The sequence below is a fragment of the Chitinophaga tropicalis genome, assembly GCF_009758205.1.
Taxonomy (GTDB): Bacteria; Bacteroidota; Bacteroidia; order Chitinophagales; family Chitinophagaceae; genus Chitinophaga; species Chitinophaga tropicalis.
Map to the genome: position 1 here is coordinate 253645 of NZ_WRXN01000002.1, position 22368 is coordinate 276012.

Annotated in this window: 11 protein-coding genes; all 11 read left to right on the forward strand. The window is 43.6% G+C overall.

What is annotated here, in order from left to right:
• Positions 1 to 53: 53 nt before the first annotated feature.
• The 11 genes from GO493_RS06830 to GO493_RS06880 all read left to right on the forward strand — a co-directional run bounded on the left by GO493_RS06830 (position 54) and on the right by GO493_RS06880 (position 22243).
• The gene (locus GO493_RS06830) at positions 54 to 485 is read left to right on the forward strand and encodes a hypothetical protein (protein WP_157305391.1); all 432 of its coding nucleotides are present in this window, start codon (positions 54 to 56) and stop codon (positions 483 to 485) included.
• Positions 482 to 7831 carry a carbohydrate-binding protein gene (locus tag GO493_RS06835; protein WP_157305392.1) on the forward strand — a complete coding sequence of 2450 codons (7350 nt, stop codon included), beginning with the start codon at positions 482 to 484 and terminating at the stop codon, positions 7829 to 7831. The genes GO493_RS06830 and GO493_RS06835 overlap by 4 nt, the downstream gene beginning before the upstream one ends.
• An 11-nt stretch (positions 7832 to 7842) precedes the next feature.
• Positions 7843 to 8634 (forward strand): hypothetical protein, encoded by a 792-nt coding sequence (locus GO493_RS06840; protein ID WP_157305393.1) that lies wholly within the window; start codon positions 7843 to 7845, stop codon positions 8632 to 8634.
• A gap of 6 nt (positions 8635 to 8640) precedes the next feature.
• Positions 8641 to 17307: an RHS repeat-associated core domain-containing protein gene (locus GO493_RS06845; protein ID WP_157305394.1), complete on the forward strand. Its 8667-nt coding sequence runs from the start codon at positions 8641 to 8643 to the stop codon at positions 17305 to 17307.
• On the forward strand, positions 17301 to 17591 hold the full coding sequence (locus GO493_RS06850) for a YrhB domain-containing protein (RefSeq protein WP_157305395.1): 291 nt from the start codon (positions 17301 to 17303) through the stop codon (positions 17589 to 17591). The genes GO493_RS06845 and GO493_RS06850 overlap by 7 nt, the downstream gene beginning before the upstream one ends.
• Positions 17592 to 17877: 286 nt before the next feature.
• Positions 17878 to 19107, forward strand: a complete 1230-nt coding sequence (locus GO493_RS06855; protein ID WP_157305396.1) for an IS4 family transposase — start codon at positions 17878 to 17880, stop codon at positions 19105 to 19107.
• 11 nt (positions 19108 to 19118) lie between these two features.
• Entirely contained in the window at positions 19119 to 19514 is a 396-nt protein-coding gene (locus tag GO493_RS06860; RefSeq protein WP_157305397.1) for a hypothetical protein, read from the forward strand.
• 171 nt (positions 19515 to 19685) lie between these two features.
• Entirely contained in the window at positions 19686 to 20033 is a 348-nt protein-coding gene (locus GO493_RS06865; RefSeq protein ID WP_157305398.1) for a DUF1493 family protein, read from the forward strand.
• Between the two features lie 346 nt (positions 20034 to 20379).
• The gene (locus tag GO493_RS06870; protein WP_157305399.1) at positions 20380 to 20757 is read left to right on the forward strand and encodes a VOC family protein; all 378 of its coding nucleotides are present in this window, start codon (positions 20380 to 20382) and stop codon (positions 20755 to 20757) included.
• Positions 20758 to 20771: 14 nt separating this feature from the next.
• Positions 20772 to 21296: a hypothetical protein gene (locus tag GO493_RS06875; protein ID WP_157305400.1), complete on the forward strand. Its 525-nt coding sequence runs from the start codon at positions 20772 to 20774 to the stop codon at positions 21294 to 21296.
• 248 nt (positions 21297 to 21544) lie between these two features.
• Entirely contained in the window at positions 21545 to 22243 is a 699-nt protein-coding gene (locus GO493_RS06880) for a GDSL-type esterase/lipase family protein (protein WP_157305401.1), read from the forward strand.
• Positions 22244 to 22368 lie beyond the last annotated feature (125 nt).

Sequence of the window (22368 nt, forward strand, 5' to 3'; positions counted from 1 at the left end):
GCTTTATTCTTTGCCTGGGGCTTCTTTCCTGCGGCAACGACAAAAAAACTGTCATGAAAGCAATGAAAGAGAATAACCTTATCCAGGAAAAACAGGTGAACGGCTTTGCCGTAAAGCTGCAATACATGCCGCCTGCACCCAAAGGAGGGGAAGATAATTCACTGTTATACTTCCGCCTCAACGTGACCAGCGCTGATGGTACACCATTGAAGAAAACGGACGATAGCCGTTTCAGCTACGGAGTGGATTCACTCTTCTCTTTCGTGAATGTGACAGATACCCTTGCTCCGCTGGATGTTACCAGGGTGGCTAATGGCGCGCTGGGCGGGTTTGAATATATGCTTGTTTTTGAACGGCCCCAGGTATGGTCACAGGTCAATTGTAAGCTGCTTTTCAGAGACCACCTCTTCACCAACCAGTTAATGCAGTTTCCCTTGAACGGAAACGCCATTCTTCACATTGATTCCTTAAGCCTCAATATATGATGATCAGAAAGATGAGCACCAGGAAAAGGATTGCATGTTTTTTCCTGTTGTTGTTAACCGTACAGAGCCTTACACCATCAGTAACATGGGCATTGACCACCGGCCCTGTACAGCCCGAAGTAAAGAAATTTGAACCGGCAGGTACCAGCGATATGGTAGACCTGTTCTCGGGAGATTTTAAATACAATATCCCCCTGTTGGATGTAGACGGATATCCCGTTAACATCAGTTACCAATCCGGCGTGGGTATGGATGATGAATCAAGTTGGGTGGGCCTGGGCTGGAACCTGAATCCGGGGGCTATGACACGCACTCTCCGTGGCGTAGCAGATGATGCCTTCGGCGATACCGTGGTAACAGAAACTTATTTAAAACCGAAGATAACATATGGTGGCAAAGCTACTGTAAGAGGAGAGCTCTTCGGTAAGAATGTAAGCGGGTCCATTGCGGTAGGCATTTTTAACGATAACTATACCGGAATAGGCGCCGAGGTTGGCCTGAATGCCGGGCTATCCTTGTCCCTGTCCAACTCTCAGCCATTAACGCCCGGTATAGGCGTTGGCCTGAACTCCAATACACAGGACGGGGTGAGTGTAACACCTTATGTATCTTTATCGGGTAGAAAAGCAAAAGACGATAATCTCTCTACCAGCTCAGGCATATCTATTGGCCTGGGTTATAATACCCGCGAAGGCTTAAAAAGCTTCGGGCTGAGTTCCTCATTTTCCAAGACAGGCAGTACCGATGATGGTTCCCATTCAGGTACTGCCGCATGGTCGGCAGGTGGGACAACTGTCAGTTATAACACGCCTCCCTTCTATCCTAAAAGCAATACCGGTTTTAAGTCAAAGAACTTCACCTTCAGCCTGGATGTTGGCCCTTCTGCTTTTGCAGCGTATGCGGGGCTGGGTGGCACCGGTTATAAATCGGTGAGGGAAGTGGCAGACCTTGTAAAGAAAAATGCTGCCTACGGTTTCCTGTATGCGGAACAGGGAAAAGGAAGAGGAGATGCACTGATGGACTTCATGCGGGAAAAAGATAACCCGGCTATCCCGGAACTAAGAAACCTGCCCTTACCGGTAGCAACGCCGGATATCTGGTCCTATTCCAGCCAAACAGGTGGCGGCCAGTTTAAGCTGTACCGCAATGGTACAGGCGTGTTCTTCGACAACCAGACGGGAGACTATTCAGATAATACTTCCATCAGTACAGAATTTGGCGCCGGCAGCTATTTCCATGGCGGTACCTCTGTATATAAACAGGACGTAAATACTTCTAACGGCAAATGGACAAGAGGTAATAATTTCCTTACTCAGAGCGACTTCCCTTCAACTGCCAATGGAACGGAAGAAGCAGCCTATTTCAAACAGGTAGGTGAAAAACGTGCAGAAGATGCAACCTTTACAGGAGGTGTGCTGGAAGAACAGCCGGTACATATTCCCCTGGACGGTAAGAGGACCATTTCCTACCTGAAGGCTGCAGGTCAGGTGTCCGTTCCGGTTAATAGCCCTCTCAGGAAAACCGGGAGACAAAAAAGAAACGTAGCAATATCTTATACAACAGTAGGAGAGGATGACATTGCCCAGGATTACATGCTTCGTCAATATGACACCCTCAATCCGAATGGCTTTGTACCGCCTGCCTGTCCCTATACCCGCAGCCTCACTTCCAGCGGCAGGGCTATAGACGGCCGTAGCAAGAAACATATCTCAGAAATGAGAGTAACAGAGGCCGACGGTAAACGCCTCATATACGGTATCCCTGTTTACAACATGAAACAGGAAGAATATTCTTTTGCCGTAAATGGCGCCAATGCCAACAAGCAGGTGAATCATATCAGGTATGATACACTGAAAGGCAGGATCGACCATAAACCTAAAACAGCCGGCGTATCAACTACCGATGAATATTATCACAAAGAAACACAGCCCGCTTATGCATCATCCTTCCTGTTAACCTCTATTCTGTCGCCAGACTATGTAGATGTTAAAAAAGACGGAATAACACCGGATGATCGTGGCACTGCCGTGAAATTCAACTATTCGAAGATTAAAGCGCCTTATAAATGGCGCTCTCCATGGGGCAAAGATTCCGCCCAGTATAACCCGGCATTAATGGCCGACCCGGACGATGACAAAGGCTCTATTGTGTATGGAGAGAAAGAGCTCTGGTACCTTCAGACAATAGAAACCAAGACCAAAGTGGCCTTCTTCCTGACAGAACAGAGGGAAGACGGTATAGGCGCTGACCTCCATGGCAATAAAGACATGGCGGTACGCCAGCGACGTTTGAAAGAGATCCGCCTTTATTCCAAGAGCGATCTCACTACCCCGATTAAAACAGTGGTATTTAACTATGACTACGGATTTACCCCCGGAGTACCAAACGTAGCGAATGCCAATGGCAAGCTACGGCTGAAGAGTATTTATTTCACTTATGGCAGCTCAACAAAAGGAAGTAAACATCCTTATACTTTTGAATACGCGAATAACCAGCCTTACATCCAGATGTCTACTGACAGATGGGGTACTTTTAAAAGCCCTGGCGATAACGCAAATGACGGCTTTGACCTGAAGAATGACGAATTTCCTTATACCACAAAAAATAAGACCAGGGCTGATCTGAACGCTTCGGCATGGCATCTGAATAAGATCACTTTACCTACAGGTGGAACTATACTGGTGGATTACGAATCGGACGACTATGCCTACGTACAGGACAAACGTGCCACCGAAATGGTAAGGATAGAGAACCTGATCAAAAAGGATGGTACGCCCACCAGCAACCTGAAGGATGCGGCAGGAATAGAGATCGCAGGCGATTCAGTCGTTACAAATGCCGCCTCCTTCAGCAGAAAATATCTGAATGGAGAAAAATATCTCTATACAAAGCTGTTTGTAAATATGACCGACGAAGTTCAATCGACAGACAACAGCAAATATGATTTTGTACCCTGCTATGCAGAGATAGATAGTGCGCAGACAGTCGGCAACAGGGTACGGATATTTTTTAAACCCGACAAAGACGGAGTAGAAGCCAATCCCCTTATCAGCACTGCCTGGCAGCGTATGCGGCTGGAATACCAACGCTACGCATACCCCGGATATAAAAACCGTATCAGTGATGACAGGCCGGTAGCCGCAGCAGTAAGAGCGCTCATTAACTCCATTGGCAACATGTCCGAGCTCTGGCAGAATTTTAACGAAAGAGCAAAGAAGAAAAGCTTTGCCAACCTTGTAAAACTGAATAAAAGCTTTGCACGGGTGGTAAGAAGGGATGGGCATAAATTAGGCGGCGGAGCGCGCGTAAAGAAGATAAAGATGTCTGACGAATGGAGTACGATGGATAACAGTGCTTCATCTGCTACCTACGGACAGGAATATGACTATACCACAACAGAGAATAACACTGTTATCAGTAGCGGCGTAGCCTCTTTTGAGCCATCACTGGGCGGTGATGAGAACGCCTTAAGACAACCGGTTAAATATACACAGGATGTTAAATGGGGGCTGAATAATTACTTCTACCTGGAAGAGCCGATGGGAGAATCGTTTTATCCCGCTCCCCATGTAGGATACAGGGAAGTGAAAGTGAGGAACCTCGGTGCATCAGGGCAAGCTGATCCTGACAATAAAACAGGATGGCAGGTATATGAATTTTATACCGCGAAAGAATTCCCGGTATTTGTAAAGCAAACTCCGCTTCAGAAGAACCTTCATAAACCAATGTCCTGGTCCTCTTTCTTTGGAGGGAAGTCTGTATACGAGCTGACCATGTCCCAGGGCTATGCTATCTATCTTAATGATATGCATGGAAAGCCCAAAGCAGAAAGGACCTTCAATCAAACCGGGCAGGAAATAGCCGCCACAGAATATGACTATAATGCCAGTGAGGAAGGCGGCGTACAAAGATTAAAGAACGTAGCAGATGTAGTAGATGAAACCGGAACTATTACTAAGAACCAGGTAATTGGCCGTGAAATAGAAATGTTTGCTGACATGCGTGAATCAGAGCTGAATAATACCGGGAAAAGCGTCAACCTGGGTGCAGATGTCATTCCCGTTGGATTCTGGATCATTCCTATTCCTCACTTCCCGTTCTCGGTTAATGATGACTACCGTTTATTCCGCTCTGCATCAGTCGTGAAAACTATCCAGTATTATGGAATGGTATCCAAAGTCACTAAAAGGATCAACGGTTCCACCATCCATGAAAGCACTTTATTGTATGATAAAAACACAGGAGATCCTGTACTGACACAGACACAGAATGAATTTGACGATCCTGTTTATACAACTACAATACCCGCTTACTGGATGTACGGACAAATGGGATTTGCCGCACAGACACAGGGACTGTTAATGACAGACCTGAGGACCACAGGTAATGGTATACCGGCATCTCCTTATGACCAGTACTTTACTGAAGGAGATGAGGTATTAGGCGTAAATACAGGCAGCAGGATGTGGGCGGTACGAGCTGCTACTACTGCAAATGGGCCTAAACAGTTACGTCTCATCGGCGATAACGGAAGAACAGTAGCCTTTAACGGAGCAGCTAAGGTAATACGTTCAGGATACAGGAATCTCCTGTCAGCTCCCGCTACTTCCTTTACCAGTCTGAAATATCCGGTAGTCAATAATAAGCTGGCGTTGATCAGCAGTGATGAGCTCTCTGCCTATAAGGTATTGAACGCATCTGCTGTAGTTTATTCCGACGAATGGGGACAACCGGAAGATTGTAATACCGTTGTTAGCTGCCCAACAGGATATGTACCTGATGGTAAAGGCAACTGTATTATCCTGCCGGAACGGAACAGTTTCGAATTGGTAAAAGGTGATCTGTATAAAGACTATTCTTCCCGCGGAGCATTCTTCTTTACAGAGAAACAGATTGAGGGACATTATAACCAGAGTACTGCTCCTTACTGGATGGGATGCCCTTCCGGTTGCGGTCGCCTGGCAGAAGCAGGTGTCTGGCTAAAAGATATCCCTGATGGCGAGTGGTGGGGCGTAGAGAAATGTATTGAAGTACCTGAAGACAGGATATATTTTATTGGTTATGCTGCTGATAACCTGATGGCTGTATATGTTGATGGACAACCATTGCAACGTTTCAGAGGCAGTAGTGCAAGCTTTTTCCAGGCCTGGCGCATACGCCAGAAATTTCTTACCAAAGGAAAGCATATCATACGTTTCGATGCCGTGAACAGGGAGGCGCATAAAGCTGCAGCACTGGAAGTTTACGGAAGTGACGAACTGACGCTGGAAAGCGCAACAGATACCGCCATGATACGCCAGCAGAGAATATTTACGTCTGCCAGTCTTGTAGGCGATCCTTCCGCACTGATCTTCTATACAGACAGCTACGGAGTAAAAAAAGAACAGAATCTTCATTGTACAAATGGAGCGGCACTGAATATGTGTGACGGCTCTCCTAACTGTGGATCAAGACCAATGGGTACATGCCCTCCCGGGTATACTTCCAGTGTTGATGGGCAATCCTGCATTCCCCAGCTAACAATAGATACGAATGGAATGGGCATTGTCAAAGGTGTTTATAACCCTACTTATGGGGACTGGGGAGCCGCCTTTTATGATGCAGATCAAAACCATATCGCTACCAAAGCAGACAATTTCTGGGGCGCTGTAAGCTGTAACGGCTCCGGCCAGACCCAAAGCCTTATGGCAGCCCGCACATCCGCCAAGGATAGCGCCACAACCATGTCTGCAATGGTATCCGAGAACCTTTCATCGGTCTCTTACTGCAGCCGCCTGAACCTGGCAGGTGTCTGGCTTACAACAGACTGGGGGAGCGCATGGGTAGGTATCAACAATTGCCTGACAGTGCCGGAAAGCAAAGTGTATTATGTAGGGTTTGGTGGAGACAATGAGATCCGCATTTATATTGACGGCGTGTTGTTCAGGGAAGAAAAAGACCCGGATGGATCTACTATGACTCCATTCCGGTATTGGCACGTACATCCTGTTTATCTGCAAAGGGGGCAGCATGTAATTACCGTGGAAGGACGTAATGCGGGTGCCGCTTATACAATGGGAGCAGAAGTGTATAATAATACGCTTGCAGAACTTCAAAGCACAGGTAGTGGTTTCCAGCCTGCTATACTGTTCTCAACCAAAGACCTGCTGTCAGGTAGCGATACTAAGGATACCTATGTAAGGGACTATGACACTGACACAATACAAAAGAGGAGTATCACCTGTCCCGGAGGTTATAACGTATGTAATGCGGGAAGCTGCGCCATAATTCCTAATGGTATTGTTCTGAACCCTTACGTCACCGGGCATAAAGGCAACTGGTTACCTTACCAGGAAATGACACTACTGGTCAACCGTTCCGGACAGGAGCTGGTAAACAACACTACAGGCGCTAACATCCGCCGCAACGGTTCCCTGGAAAGCTTCCATGCTTACTGGATCTACAACAACGGATGGCAGATGGCCACGAATACCGATTGGGTAGTGTCACGTACCATTACCCTGTACGATCGTCAGTCGCAGGAAGTAGAGAATAAGGACGCCCTTAACCGTTACAGTGCTGCACGCTACGGATTTAATGGAGCCCTGGCCGCCGCTGTAGGTGCAAATATGCGGGAACGGGAGATCTTCTCTGAAGGCTTTGAAGACTATCAATACAATGCAAACTCCTGCCTGCGCACAGGTTTGTGTGTAACTGACAGCTTTAGCATCCCTACAGCCTTAGGCAGCTCTTATCTGAACAATATTAATTCTGACGAAGCGCATACAGGCAATTACTGCCTCAACCTGCAAGGCACGATCAAGCTGAAGACATTCGTCTTCAGTAATGAACATCAACCGGGTATTTATCTCTCAAACAATGCTTCGGGTGAGTTCTTCCTGACGCCTGACAAATGGAAAGGCTTACGTGGTTTCTCTCCCGTACAGGACAGGAAATATGTTTTCTCTGCCTGGGTGAACGATAATAATCCCGCAGGTACATCTGCCGGTATTACCCTGAAAGCTAACGGCGCAACAGTAGAACTGAAGAAAAAAGCAGCGGTAGAAGGCTGGAAGCTGGTAGAAGGAACACTGGACCTCTCCGGTATAGTCAATATGGCTTCATTACAACTGGAAATCAGTGGTACGGCTAAGCTGGACGATATCAGGATCTTCCCGTACGACGGACAGATTAAAACATATTCATACGATGATAAGACGTTAAGGTTAATGGCAGAGCTGGATGAGAACAACTATGCTACATTCTATGAATATGATGATGAAGGCACCCTGGTACGTGTGAAGAAAGAAACAGAAAGAGGTATTATGACTATTAAAGAAAACCGTTCCGCTTACCGCAGACAATAAAAGCAAGAAAGATGAAAGCTAATACTAAATATATATGGTTGATCTTGCCGGTACTGGCTATTGCAGGAACAGTAGCTGCATTTGCAGGTATCCCTGCATTACGTGAAGCATTTACAGGTAAACCACCTGTAACAGCGCCAAACCTGACAGGATCGGCAACAGATATAAAACAACAGGCCATTCTCAAAGAGCTGACCACCGTTTTACATGCTATGGACAGCATGTATGCAGGCACTGTTACCGGTACTATCAGCGCCCGCGATCTTGCCGATAGCAGCAATACCTTACAGGCTGACTTCTGTTATACACGTAGCAATGATATCGGGTACTACCGGTTTGGAGACAATGAAATGATATCGCTGAAAGAGGCGTATATCACTATCGCCCATGATGTAAAGAAGATCTTTCTTTCTGCTCCCCGTGAGGTGGTCAACCCCATGAAAATGCCATTGGATATAGAAGCTGAGGTGATTCGGAAAGAAGGGTACCAGGTGCAGCGTACTTCCAAAGGCCCCCTTACCGAAATATCACTCTTAAGCCCTACCCATGCTACCTGTCGTGAATATCGACTCAGCTTTGATAGTACAGGCATGATCCGGTATTCTCACGCACGTCTTACTGACCCCTCAAACCCGGAAATAAAGGAGCGTGACAGGATACTGGATGTAACCATCCATAGCTGGGAAAAAGGAAAGGTGCGTGAAGACCTGTTGAAAATTGAGCGGTATATAAACCTGGAAAATGGTGCGCCTCAGCCGGCGGCTGCACTTAAAGGCTATGAATTGTTAATCTCAAAAGATTGATGGACTATGCACAGAATGTTAAAGATACTATTGGTTATCGCGGCATTATTGTATGGCATACCATACACAATGGCCTTTAATACTATCGAATCTTACCAGAACCAGTTGCAGGGAAAGATAAAAAAAGGAGATACCCTGATCGTAAAGGATGAGAAGTTCCTGAACAACGCGTTTGACTGGACAAAGATCCACAATAAGACGGTGAACAATATTGTCACGTTTGGCCTCTACAGGGACTCAGGAGCGGTTATTACACAGGCATTCAACTGTGAAGTGACGCTTAAGATAGAATACTGGTCTCAACCTGACCAGGCAGATCCTGTTATTGTAGATAATGTTAAGCTAAAGATCACCTATGATCCTGCAGCCGGAGTTTCATACCAGGATGCGGCTTCTTATAGTTTTATGAATGGCTATAAGATAAAGATCACCGTAAATGACATTGCCAGTGCAGAGCTGGGAACATCTTTGCCAGCCGCATTTCGTCTCACAGGGCAGGTTGTTGTGGAACGTTCATATGAATTTGATACAGAAAAACACCTTGCGCCTAAAGTGTTTTTAACCGGGGATGATGATGCCAGCACGATGCGTACTTCCGCTGTGGGACAAACAGCTAATAAGGTATCTCTGTCATGGGATAAGATCACTGGTGCGGAAGAGTATGACCTTGAGTGGACTTTCATTGACGAAGAATCAGATAATGGCCGCCTTCTTGCTCAGCAGGGTTCTTCAGTTACGGAAGCGCAGCTGAAGAAAATGTTCCGTAATAACTCCACCCGGGTAACGGTGCAACAGGAATATTATGACATTTCGCTGGTGCATTTATCGAAGTACCTGTTGGTACGTATGCGCGTTGTCTATTATGATAGTAATGGTTTCCGTACAGAACAACCATGGGATTACCAGTTAGACCAGGGCGGAACAACGGGCCCCGGTGTTATCACACTGACCAATACATGGCATCAGCCGGGAATGAACTGGCAATACAGTGCTACATATGCAGAAGATGGCAAGAAGAAAGAGGTAGTGACTTACTTTGATGGAACCTTGCGTAACAGGCAGATGGTGACTGTCAATAACTCAGACAATAAAGCCATTACACAGGAAAGTCTATATGATGAATTTGGCCGGCCTGCAATCAGTATACTACCGGCGCCTTTGGAGGCTTCTTCACTTACTTATTATGGCGGGTTGCATTTGAAAGCCAATGGCCAGCTGTACACATATGCAGATGCTTATGGCACAGGTACTGACTGCATTAATAAACCTTCACTATTAGCTACTACGGCAGGTGCATCAAAATACTACTCCCCGGCAAATACATTTTTAACTGATGAGACAAAACCTCACAACAAATATATACCAGATGCAGAAGGTTACCCCTTCAGCGTAACACGGTATACACCGGATAATACCGGTCGTGTCCTGGTACAGGGCGGTGTTGGTTCCTTGTTTCAGCCCGGCACTGATTCCAGCAAAGCTACCCGTTATTTCTATGGTAAACCTACCCAGAGAGAGCTGGACCGGATGTTTGGAAATGATGTAGGATATGCCAACCATTATCTTAAGAATATGGTGGCAGATGGTAATGGGCAGATCAGTATCAGTTACCAGAATGCCTCCGGCAAAACCATTGCTACAGCGCTGGCAGGTGCATCGCCGGCTAACGTAGATAGCTTATCTTCCAAACCGGCAGCTCAAATCCAGGCGTTAGATTTACTTACGGCAAGAGATTATACCTTCGATGCTGCAAAGCTGAAGCTCACGGCAACAGCCACTTACCTGGCGGAAACAACCGGCCCTGCCATATTATCATTTAACGTAAGCAAGCTGATAAAGACATACACAGAAAATAACGTTACTATCTGCAGCAATTGTGTTTATCAGCTGAAGTATACCATTACAGACAACTGTAACAACCGGCTTAAAGATGATGCACCTGTTTCTATAGGTAGTGCCACCAGTAATTGCGGAGATAACGGGTATACACCTGTTACGGCAAACGTTACGTTTTCCCAGGTAGGGGAGTATCACATTTATGTTGAGCTTGGACTGACGGAGGAAGCGATCAGGAATTATACCAACGATTTCGTTCAGCGCAATACCAATCTGAAAACAGAATGGCGTTTTGTGCTGGATGAATTATATGGTAAAGACTTTACCGCCTGTTTTGATGAATGTACTACCTGCCAGGATGCCTTGGGTACCAAAGCAAATTTCACCGCCCGTTTTAAGGAACGGCTGGCAACAAGAGGAGTGGATGTAGTTACCAATAATACGTCGATCACTGCTTTTGCTGATTCCCTCTATGATCATGCTGCGGCTAACTGTACCCAGCTCAGGGCTTCCTGCCTGGGATCTCCCTGTGCAGATCTCGAAAATGCTTTAAAGGCGGATGTTAGTCCGGGAGGACAGTATGCTTTATTCGACGGGGACTCTGCCCTTGAGAAGAGCATAAACGTATTGTACCTGAACTGGCGGAATGTATTTCCGGTAAAACAGGTTTCTGATCCGGAGTATATTGCTGCGCAGTTTATAGATCATGAAGGCATTAAAAGATCTCCATATGATGCAGATTTTACTATTACCGATCTCGTAAAATACTGGCAGAAGGAATGGGCGGATAGTTTTGTAAAATATCATCCGGAGTATTGTGCATTGCAGTTCTGTCAAGGCAACAGCGCCTATCTTGGCTGGGACCAGCGGCTTAGCCAGGTGGCACAAACTGTCAGTGAAATACCGGCAGCTAGTGGAGGCGCAGTTTATTCCAGGACTACTTTAGCCTGGCTGGCGGATAAGGACCCGTTCTTTAGTAATTCCGGTGCAGCTTATAAATCAGCATTCCTGTCAGACCTGGGTAATTATACCCGTCAGTTCCTGGGTATTACCGGCGACAGTCTTCCTGCCAAAAGCCTTTCCGGCTACGTGGATTATATATTGTATTGCAATGATAAAACTGCTACGACAAATAGTACAAACAGAACGGCTGCAAATGCAAGTAACTGGAATAGTTGTAACCCGGTGGCAGCATGCCGTATTCCCGACCGGGAATGGCAATTGTATAGGGATAACTACCTGACGCTGAAGCAAAAGTATTACCAGCAGTTGAGGACTGCCAACTACTGCAATAATGCTTGCGTGGTAGGAGATACATTATCTTATAAGTTGTCTGGTTGTCCTGATCGTACTCAGTTTTTCTTTGAAGATACTGTAGCCTGTTCTTCCACCAGTAAGCAAGTAATTCTGAAATACGAAGGTATACCAACAAAAGATACCGTTATAATAAACATTTATTATCCGGCTGAGTACAATGCTATTGCTAACAAAACCACCCAGGTTACTTTGATTGGAGGTCAGACCAGGACACTGATCTGCATGGACGCTTCTATACAAACCGCAGCATTAGGAATATCATCTGTGATCTGTAAGGAAGTACCACCTACAACGCCACCTGTTTATACATGCCAGGATTATGAGAGGAGAGAGAATTATTCTTTTACTATTACTTCAACTGGTCAACCGGGACATTATAAATTCATCCTCACATATATAAATAATACAGCTTTGCCATTGCCTGCGAATGGCTGGCCAGGTACAGCTTATTTATCACAACCAACTGGTTTGATTGACCCATTTGAGTTTTATTTTGACGCAATAAATCCGTCCAGTCTTTCACAGGAGTTTCCTTTCGAGGGTGAGGTGCCGGATGTAAGTAAAGTAACACTGACTATCGATCTGAACTGTCCGGTTACTCCCACCTTTACAACAACTGCCATGGTTGCAGGTACTTGTGATCAGGCATATAGATACAAGGAGTCCCGTATCGGTACAATTTCTTACACAGTACCGGTAGTTACAACAGATACTACGGAATTAAAAAGCTATGCTTCTGCACAGATAACTGCAGAAATAGCTTCCAATTGTGAAGCACAGGCAGATAATTGGATATTACAACTGGAACCTTGCATCAATGGTAATGCAACCATCAGGAACCAACTAAGAACTAAACTGATAGAACTCTGTAAGCTGGGCGGAGATTTGACTCATCCTAACGGTTCCAGTACCACCGCTCCCGGGAAAATGACCGCTGATGGCGACACTTCATTCCGTCAGGTCATCAAACGGGTATTAGGTATCAGCCAGTTCACCATGACCTGCAATCCCTGGTTGCTGGATGCACCCTATGAGTACAGGAAACCGGCGCTTTCAGCATCCGTGTTCATCTCTTCTACTAACGCAGCAATATGCGATATCCTGACACGTGAGCGTAATGCAATGCCACAGGGAGTTACATTCTATAATTACCTGAAAGGCAGGTATAAGGATGCTATGACGCTATCCGAAGCAGAACTAACTATGCTGGAAAGTGGTTGTGGAAATTGCCGTTATTTGTTGGCGAAAGAGATACAGTTACCATCTTTCCTGCAACAGGGCGGTGACGGATGTGTTACTCCCGCTATGTTCCAGCAGGGCGTAACTGCTTTGCAGCAGGAGATGGGTGGCAATCTTAATACTACAGATGCCAATTATGAAACAGTGTTCAAAACTTACCTGAACCATCGCTGGGGCTTTACACTTGCTTATGACGATTACGCAACGTTCAATGACACCATTACAAAGAACCCGTCGGCATCGCTGATGTTATGTAACCGTCCTGCCTTCTCTGCTGTAAAGCAGGACCCATATGGTTGTATGCTGGAAGTAGTAGATGATGCTGTTGCTTCCGGCCATGTACTGTATAACGAGTATATAGAAGAGGTGAGGAAGAATTTCCGGAAGGATTACATAGCTTATTGCGCTACGAATAAGCCTTCAGCTACACTCACGGCACCTTATCAGAAATATCATTATACGCTGTATTATTATGATCAGGCGGGTAATCTGACAAGGACAGTCCCTCCTGAGGGCGTACATCTGCTGGATACCAGCTGGCTGCCGCAGGTAGGCCTGGCGCGTGATGAGGCGAATGCTTCCTGTACATATACAGGTCCTGCAAATAATACATCAAAAGATACCGCCTTTAAATACATTACAGCTGCCTTGAATCCACCGGGTAAGAGTACGCTGGAGATGTGGATCAATAATGCTGATCCTAATAAGACTGCCAGCCAGGTACTGGCTACTACTGTTAACCGGAAATACCTGCTGAATGTATGCCTGTCCCGCCATTATGTAAATATTGATATCTATTCCCTGGTGCCAACAGCCGATGGTAAAGGTGTAGAGGCAGATACCAGCTGGCATACAACAGCTGATATGCAGTCTGTGTTGCCGTTAAAGCAATGGACGCATGTAGCTATATTAAAGAATGGTGTGAGCAGGGATAATATGGCTGTTTATGTAAATGGCGTTTTACTGCCATTGTCATCAGTCTTTGTATCCGGTGGTTGCGGATGGGATATTTCTGCAATGTCCGGCAGCCCGGTATATCCTGAGAACCTTAGCTACCTGAAGCAGTTACGTATTTACAACAGGCTGCTGACGGGAGATGAGATCGCTGCAAATGCTGATGAGATCTGTATGTCGCTCAGTCCTGTGTATGCAACTGGTCTGCAAAGCTCCTTAGAGCATTGGGGCCGTTTCAATACACCTGTTCCGGATGGCAGCGGTTCAACCGCTGAAACCACTGTAGTACCGATTTATCCAGAACATGGCCTGGCTACATCTTATGCTTACCAGTCGCTGAATGGCATAACTGTTCAGAATACGCCGGATGCAGGTAAGAGCCGTTTCTGGTATGACAGGTCAGGCAGGATGGTCACTTCGCAGAATGCGGAGCAACTGGCGCCTTATTATGCAGGATTTGCGTCTAACAGGTATAGTTATACCAGATACGATGAGCAGGGACGTATTACAGAGGTGGGAGAGAAGACCGGGGCAACATCTCCGGCTACAGTACCGTTCCTGTCTTCTACAGAGGTGAACAGCTTCCTGGCAGGGGGTACAAATACACAGATCACCCATACTTACTATGATGCACCGTTTACAGGAACTTCGTCTAAGATCCCGCTGGTGCAGGAGAATCTCCGTAAGCGTGTATCTGCAGTAATATATCGTGAAGCGGCTACAGATAGCCTTCAGCAGGCAACCTACTATAGTTATGACCAGTTAGGCAATGTGAAAACATTATGGCAGCAGATACAGTCGCTGGACATAAAGCAGGTAGATTATCAATACGACCTGGTGAGTGGTAAGGTGAATAAGGTACGTTATCAACCCAACCAGACAGATAAGTTCTTCTATGGTTATCAGTATGATGCAGAGAACCGTCTTATAAAAGCTGTCAGTGGTGTCAATGCCCTGTCCTCCGATGGTTGGGAGATAGAAAACCCTCAAACGGATGCGGCGTATCAGTACTATCTCCATGGTCCGCTGGCAAGAACAGAATTGGGTAATGCTCAATTAGTACAGGGTCTGGACTATGCTTACACACTGCAAGGCTGGCTGAAAGGTGTTAACGGCAACTACCTGCTTGCGGGCAATGACATTGGTAAAGACGGTCTGACGGGTTCTTTCCGTGCCGCTATCGCCCGGGATGCTTACGGCTATACGCTGGACTATTACAAGGGAGACTATAAGCCTATAGCCACCGGCACAAATGCGTTCTCCTTATCCTGGACACCGGGACAGAGTACAGAACCCGGACGTGATCTGTACAATGGTAACATCAGCCGTAGTACCCTGGCTGTCAAACGCCTTAAAGAAGACACCCCTGTTGGCTACACATATCGCTATGACCAATTAAACCGCCTGAAGGGCATGCGCCAGCATCCGTTGACGGTAGGAGCCACTGGCTGGAATGCTACTACAGCAGGTACTGCTTATAAAGAAGACGTCACCTACGATGGTAACGGTAATATCCTGACCTACCTCCGTAACGGCAGTGGTATCAACGGCAAGCAAACGGCTATGGACCAGCTGACCTATGGCTATCAGAAGGATGCTTCCGGAAATCTGCTAAATAACAAGCTGTTACAGGTAAAAGACAATATTTCTTCAGAGGAATATATATCAGATCTTCATAATCAGGCAGATAACAATTATATTTACGATAAGATTGGTAATCTTGTAGAAGATAAGCAGGCCAATATCACCCGGATCCAGTGGACTGTATATGGTAAGATCAAACTGATCCAGTTCTCCAATGGAAGTAGCATTGAATACCGTTATGACCCTTCCGGTAACCGTGTTTACAAGCAACATAACCATGATGGTATCAATGACCGCACCTGGTATGTCAGAGATGCACAAGGTAACGTGCTGACTGTATACGGAAACAAGAGCGGTGGCAGCCAACTCTATTGGAAAGAACAACACCTCTACGGTTCCAGTCGTTTGGGTATCTGGAATGCAGACCTGTTAAGCACATCTTCAGCAGCCACTATCAGCAGCCGCTGGTTACAGAAAGGTAATAAGCAGTTTGAGCTGAGCAACCACCTGGGGAATGTGCTGGCGGTTATTACAGATAAAGCGAAAGATTCTATAATAGGCGGTGTAGTAGATCATTATGAACCAGAGATGTTCCTTGCTCAGGATTATTATCCATTTGGGATGTTGCAACCGGATAGGCAGTGGGGATTAGGAATCTTCAAGTACGGGTTCAACGGAAAAGAGAATGATAATGAGGTCAAAGGCCCCGGAAACCAGCAGGATTATGGGATGAGGGTGTATGATCCAAGATTAGGGAAGTTCCTGAGTGTAGATCCGCTGAATGCTGAATATCCATGGAATAGTACCTATGCTTTTGCTGAGAATGACATAGTTAGAAGTATTGATGTAGATGGAGCCGAAAAGCATGTGCGGACTCTTGCTTATGGAGTTTCTAATGGTCAAACTGTTACCAAAGTTATTTCAAACGACTACAAGCAACCTGCTGGGACTTCCAATATTTACGCGATGTTGGGAGGACGACCAACGACAACGGAAGAGACAGTTGCACAAGGGTTTATTTCAGCAAATAAGTTACCAGCTGGTGGGACATTTTCTTTCTTCGTGTTCGCCCCAGAGTTAAAGCAATCCAATTATGCAAGGTATGAGTATACCGATATTGGAGGCAAGCAGCAAGTGAGGTATTTTAGTGCCGAGTATGTTGACTTCATGTATGAGCATTTTGAAAAAGAGCAACAGCAGGCCGGAAAACTACTTAGAATTGCCGGAGCTGTCGCGAATTTGGGTATTGCGGGTTCACTTCTCAAGTCTGAGTTACAGGCGGCTAAAAGTGGGGTAACTGGCGGAAGCCGGGATTTGAATCCTACAAGAGGTACTATGAATTGTGCCAATTGTACTTTTGCGGGAGATTTAACATTAAAAGGAACGCCAGCGACCGCGACAAACATTCTTTTACGACCAGATAAAGGAGTAAATTATAAACGCTTTTTTGAGGCATGGGGTGGTATGAGAGACGTTTCATTGCATTCCTCGCCAGAATCAATTATAAAAGCTATGGAAGGGATGAGCGAGGGTGCTACTGGAGTTATAATGGGGTTAAGAACTGAAGGAGTTGGGCACTATTTTAATGTGACTAAGCAAAATGGAATAATACAATTTGTTGATTTTCAGTTAGGAATAGGAGAACGAGCAATTAATCCATCTAACTTGATGCAGAATTATAATTTTGATTATTTATTGTTTAAAAATACAACGGGAATAACACCAATTCAAGCAAAATGGTAACATATCAAGAAGCATTAGGAATAATAAAGAAATATCTTAATATAGATCAGGATGCCTCGTTTTTTATCATGGAGGATAAAACGGTAGAATTTGAATACGGTTGGGTTTTTTTTTATCAAACAACAGATTACATTGAAATCAACGGAGTTAAAGTCGGCTTAGGAGGAAATGCCCCTTATATAGTTGATAAACGTGATGGTAGTGTACATGTTACAGGTACAGCATATCCACATCAAAAATATATTAACGACTATATAGAAAAAGTAAAGCATTTAGGAGAGTAATTTCAGGTTCAGTTCTAGTTTGTAAAGTTATGCTTGGTCTAGAATCAGAGTCATTCACCGTGCTATTATTAATTAATAGGGATGAGTCTCTTCACAGTCCATATGTCTTGATAAAAATGTTATCAAGACCAGGAAGGATATTATTCATTATTACCTAAATATTTAGATTTGACATAAAGAATAAAATTCACTGTTGTTCGGGAAAAATGTCAAGTCAAGAATAAAAAAGGGGCAATTACGCCCCAGTAGTTTATAATTTTGGGTTACCACACCTTAAAATATAAACTTGGATAAAGATAGAAAATTTCCCGGACAGCCGGTCTTGTCTCAAATATTAGGTGTAATACCGAATTCGGTAATACAGTTGGCAAATCGGAAGCATAATTCAAACCGTTATTATAAACGGCTCCCTCTGCGTGTTCACCTGGTGACGTTGTTATATGGTGTATTCAGTTATTGCAATGGGCTTCGGGAACTCTGTGAAGGGATGCTGGCATGCGAAGGCAAATTGTCTCATTTAGGGCTTGATAAAGCACCAGCCCGCAGTACAATATCGGATGCCAATAGCAACCGTAGCTACCTGGTCTTTGAGACGATTTATTATGGATTACTAAAAAAGTATTACTCATTTATCTCGGACAGCCGACTGAAAAGGTTAAGTATCCGGAACCTGAAGATCATTAATAGTACAACGATCTCTTTATTCAGTGAGATATTACAAGGGGTAGGACGAAATCGTTTGGATGGTTCCCGAAAGAAAGGCGGTATCAAGGTACATGCACTGATGGATGCATTTAGCGGTGTTACCGAGTTCTTGCGGATCACAGCAGCCAAAGAGCATGACTGTAAGTTCCTGTATCATTTAAAACTACCGGCAGGAAGCTGGCTGGTATTTGATAAGGCATATAATACGTATCAGCATTTTGCAAAATGGACTAATCAAAAAATCTGGTTTGTAAGCCGGATGAAAGATAACGCAGTATTCCATGTAACTAAGGTGTTGGTAGATAAGACGAAGAAAAAACAGGCTATCGGTGTAATAAAGGAGCAATTTATTACTGTCGCCGTTAAAACAAATGGAATTGTAACCGAACGGCTAATGCTGCGAAGAATTATTTATAAGACAAGAGAAGGGAAAAGATATGTCTATGTAACGAATGATTTTAGCTTGCCAGCGTCAAAAATTGCCACCATTTATAAAGATCGTTGGATGATTGAATTACTCTTCAAGCAGATTAAGCAGAACTTCCCTCTACAATACTTTTGGGGAGAGAGTGACAACGCTATCAAAATACAGGTTTACTGTGTGCTGATTGCTCAGCTGTTGATGGTGATGATCCGCAAAAAAGCAGCTACTAAAAAGTCATTTGCTAATATGATTACAGTAATCCGTTTGCATTTAATGAGTTATGTAGGACTACTTGAGTTCATAAAACATACAATCTATAAGACGTTAGACGCTTTGGTGCGGACTACTATTCATAAGTTTACAAAAAGTGTATCAAACTGTACCTAAACCATTCTAGCATGATGGAATATAAATCAAATAGACACTTTAAGATTTGGGGCTATACAGCGAGCCATAGTCTTTTAATACTCAGAAGCTCGATGTTATATGAAGATGTAGATGGCTATACAGAATCAATGAACTATAATATTGATATTGAATTTTCAGCAGTTGCTTACTTAGACGTTCCGGACACATTTAAATCAATACAGGTGCACGAGATTATTGAAAACGTTCCAGAGAAGTTCAATAAGTATTCTAAGATTAGTGGATTGAAAATTTTTGAGATTCAGTCTGAGGGACTGTGTCATTTTATTATAGCAGGGAACTGTAGGGTAGGTAAAAATAGATGGATATTAGAGGACAGGATTAGGAATATGGGTCTAGATTATGAAGAAATAATTGCGGCATCATAAACAAAATGGCGATCACGACTGGGGTAATTTACGCGAAGTTTTTTGTCCCAGGTTATGAGTTTAGGGTGTTGAACACAGTAGGGGAGGAGCATTTGGGACTTATATTTTATCAATCAGTTAGTATTCATTTTTCTCCTCATGATCCAAATTTTATGTGCTAAATCGACAAATATGAGAAGCAAAGTATCAATAAATGACTTAATTCAATATATCAGTTCAAAGTGTGGAGGGATTCCTTTAACTGAAAACAGCATTATTTTTGATGATTTGGGAATCAATGGTATTGATGCCGCCACATTGATGGAGGAATTGGCTATTGAATTTGAGTTTTCATTGGAATCATTTAATTATAGTGAATATTTCCTTTCTGAAAGTGAACTCTCAAATGTTTTTCGATCTCTATTTTATTCGTTGTTTAAAAGAGATAAATTGCCATCAAGGACATTCACAATTAATCACTTAATGAAAGTAATTGATAAAGGATACTGGTTCGATCCGGAATCAAAGTATAACAGATAAAATCACCAGACAACAACCTTAATGAAGTCCAATGCAAATAAAAGTTCTCAATGTTTATCAGACAGAGATTGGTGTGATAGCTATTCTGGATTTCCCGATAGGGGTTTCTCCCAGCATTAATATGGAATTAAAGAAGGGATTGTACCAATATTGTATTAAAGGTGTCTCATTCAATCAACCTGATCCACTTAAAGGGTTTGGTAATACCAGTTATTCCTGCATCCTTTCTTTTGAGCAAGGGAGTATAACTACTGGAGATATTTTGGAGTTCGATACCTGATAAAAAATGACTGATAGATTGATAACTTATTCACTTTTAGTCCGCATTTAACTAAAACAAACAAAAATGAAACGAGTAACAGGAATCGGTGGCATTTTCTTCAAATGCCAGGACCCGGAAAAAATTAAACAATGGTATAAAACCCATCTCGGATTCGACATGGACCAGTACGGAGCAAAGTTTGAGTGGCAGCAAGGGGAGGACTCAATAAATAAAGGCTATACTTTATGGAGCCCTTTTTCTGACAAGACCAAATACTTTGAGCCCTCATCAAAGGACTTTATGATTAATTACCGGGTAGAAAACCTGGAAGCGCTTGTAGAAGAATTAAAAAAGGAAGGAGTGACGGTATTAGATAACATAGAAACCTATGATTATGGAAAGTTCGTTCACATTCTTGACATTGAAGGAAACAAGATTGAATTATGGGAACCTATTGACTAATGTAGACGTTAAAAATGAAAGTTATAATCATCGTTGTATCGCTGTTTCTTCTTCAGCAGTCATTGTTGTCTTGTAGAAATAAGAAAAATAGCAATAGCATTGAGATAGGCTACCATGAAAGGCTACTAAATGATTCAAAGGAGAGTTCACGTCTGCTTGCGAAAGCAATTAATAATGGCGATTTCGAATCTTATAAAAAAGTCTCAAATGCGTATTTGCTAGCTTACAAGGTTGATGAGCTTTATTATTATGCTTTGCTCATGGCAAACAAGCATAAGTGCCCGGAAGCATTTTATCATCTATTTCTTATTATGACGGACCAGGCATCTATTAACGGAGTTGAATTATATAGTAACGATGAGAGGACAAAGAATATGGCTTTATATTATCTTTTAAAATCAAGGGAGTTAGGCTATAAAGGGGCTAAGACTACTATAAGTGAAATCTTCGGTAATGATACAGCTGAATTGTCATCCTCTTTCTATTTTAGGAAAATAGAACCTAATGCATATGATAACAAAGAAACACTTGCAAAGTAACAATTTATAAACTAGCTCAAAGGAACTAGACCTGAACAATACTTATTTACCTGACTTCCCTCAGATCAGATTATCTACGACAAAACGTTGCTCACACACAAAGAACCAGTCATTTTGATTTTGCTCATATCGTGATGAATATCAAAAATTTATATCTGGGGAGATTTTTCCGGATTAACAATTGATTAACAGATTTGTCGATAAGTTAAAGTAACGTTGCCGGAAATTTCTTAATAAGAGTCCTTGCTATGCACCATTTATCCTTTAAACTGAAGAAGGCTTTTCTGGGCCTGTCTCTCTTTGTCTTCATAACCGGTATTTCCTACTATACTTACAAATTCATTACAGTCAATAAGCACTATACGTATTTATTAAACCCACAGTATAATGAGCAAACAGATCTCCAGTCTGCTTATGAGATAAAGGGTAATATCGTGATGCTTGGGAATTCTCTTGTATACCGGGTACACTGGAACGAATTGCTTGGAAGGTCGGATGTTATTAACCGTGGAATAGGATCAGATATTATGGCAGGCTATCTTACCAGGTTACAGTACGTGTTTAATGTAAACCCAAAGATCTGCTTTGTTGAAGGTGGTATTAATGATCTTGCTAAAGATATAGCAATTGATACTATCGTGTATAATATGCGGCGGTTAACTGATACTTTGGAGTGTCACAATATTAAGGTCGTCCTTAATTCAACGATCCATGTTGCCGCTAGCTATCCCAATAGTGAGGAGGTAAACAATAAAGTGAAGGAGCTTAATAAGAGAATGAAACTTGAATTCCCCAATAACACAATTATCGATTTGAATGGAATTATTGCTCCAAACGAAGTATTAGAAGCTCCTTACGCCCAGAAAGATGGTATTCACCTGACAAGTAAAGCATATCTGATCTGGAAAGACAAAATACTATTGACGTTGCATAATGCGCAGATTTAATATTAATGATTGAAAAAAGTACCGACGTCGGTGCTTTTTATCCGGTTAAATGTCTATTTTAAATATTATTTGTAGCTGCTTTTTTCAACATTACCCTAAAAACAAATATTGTAACCATTGTTAGC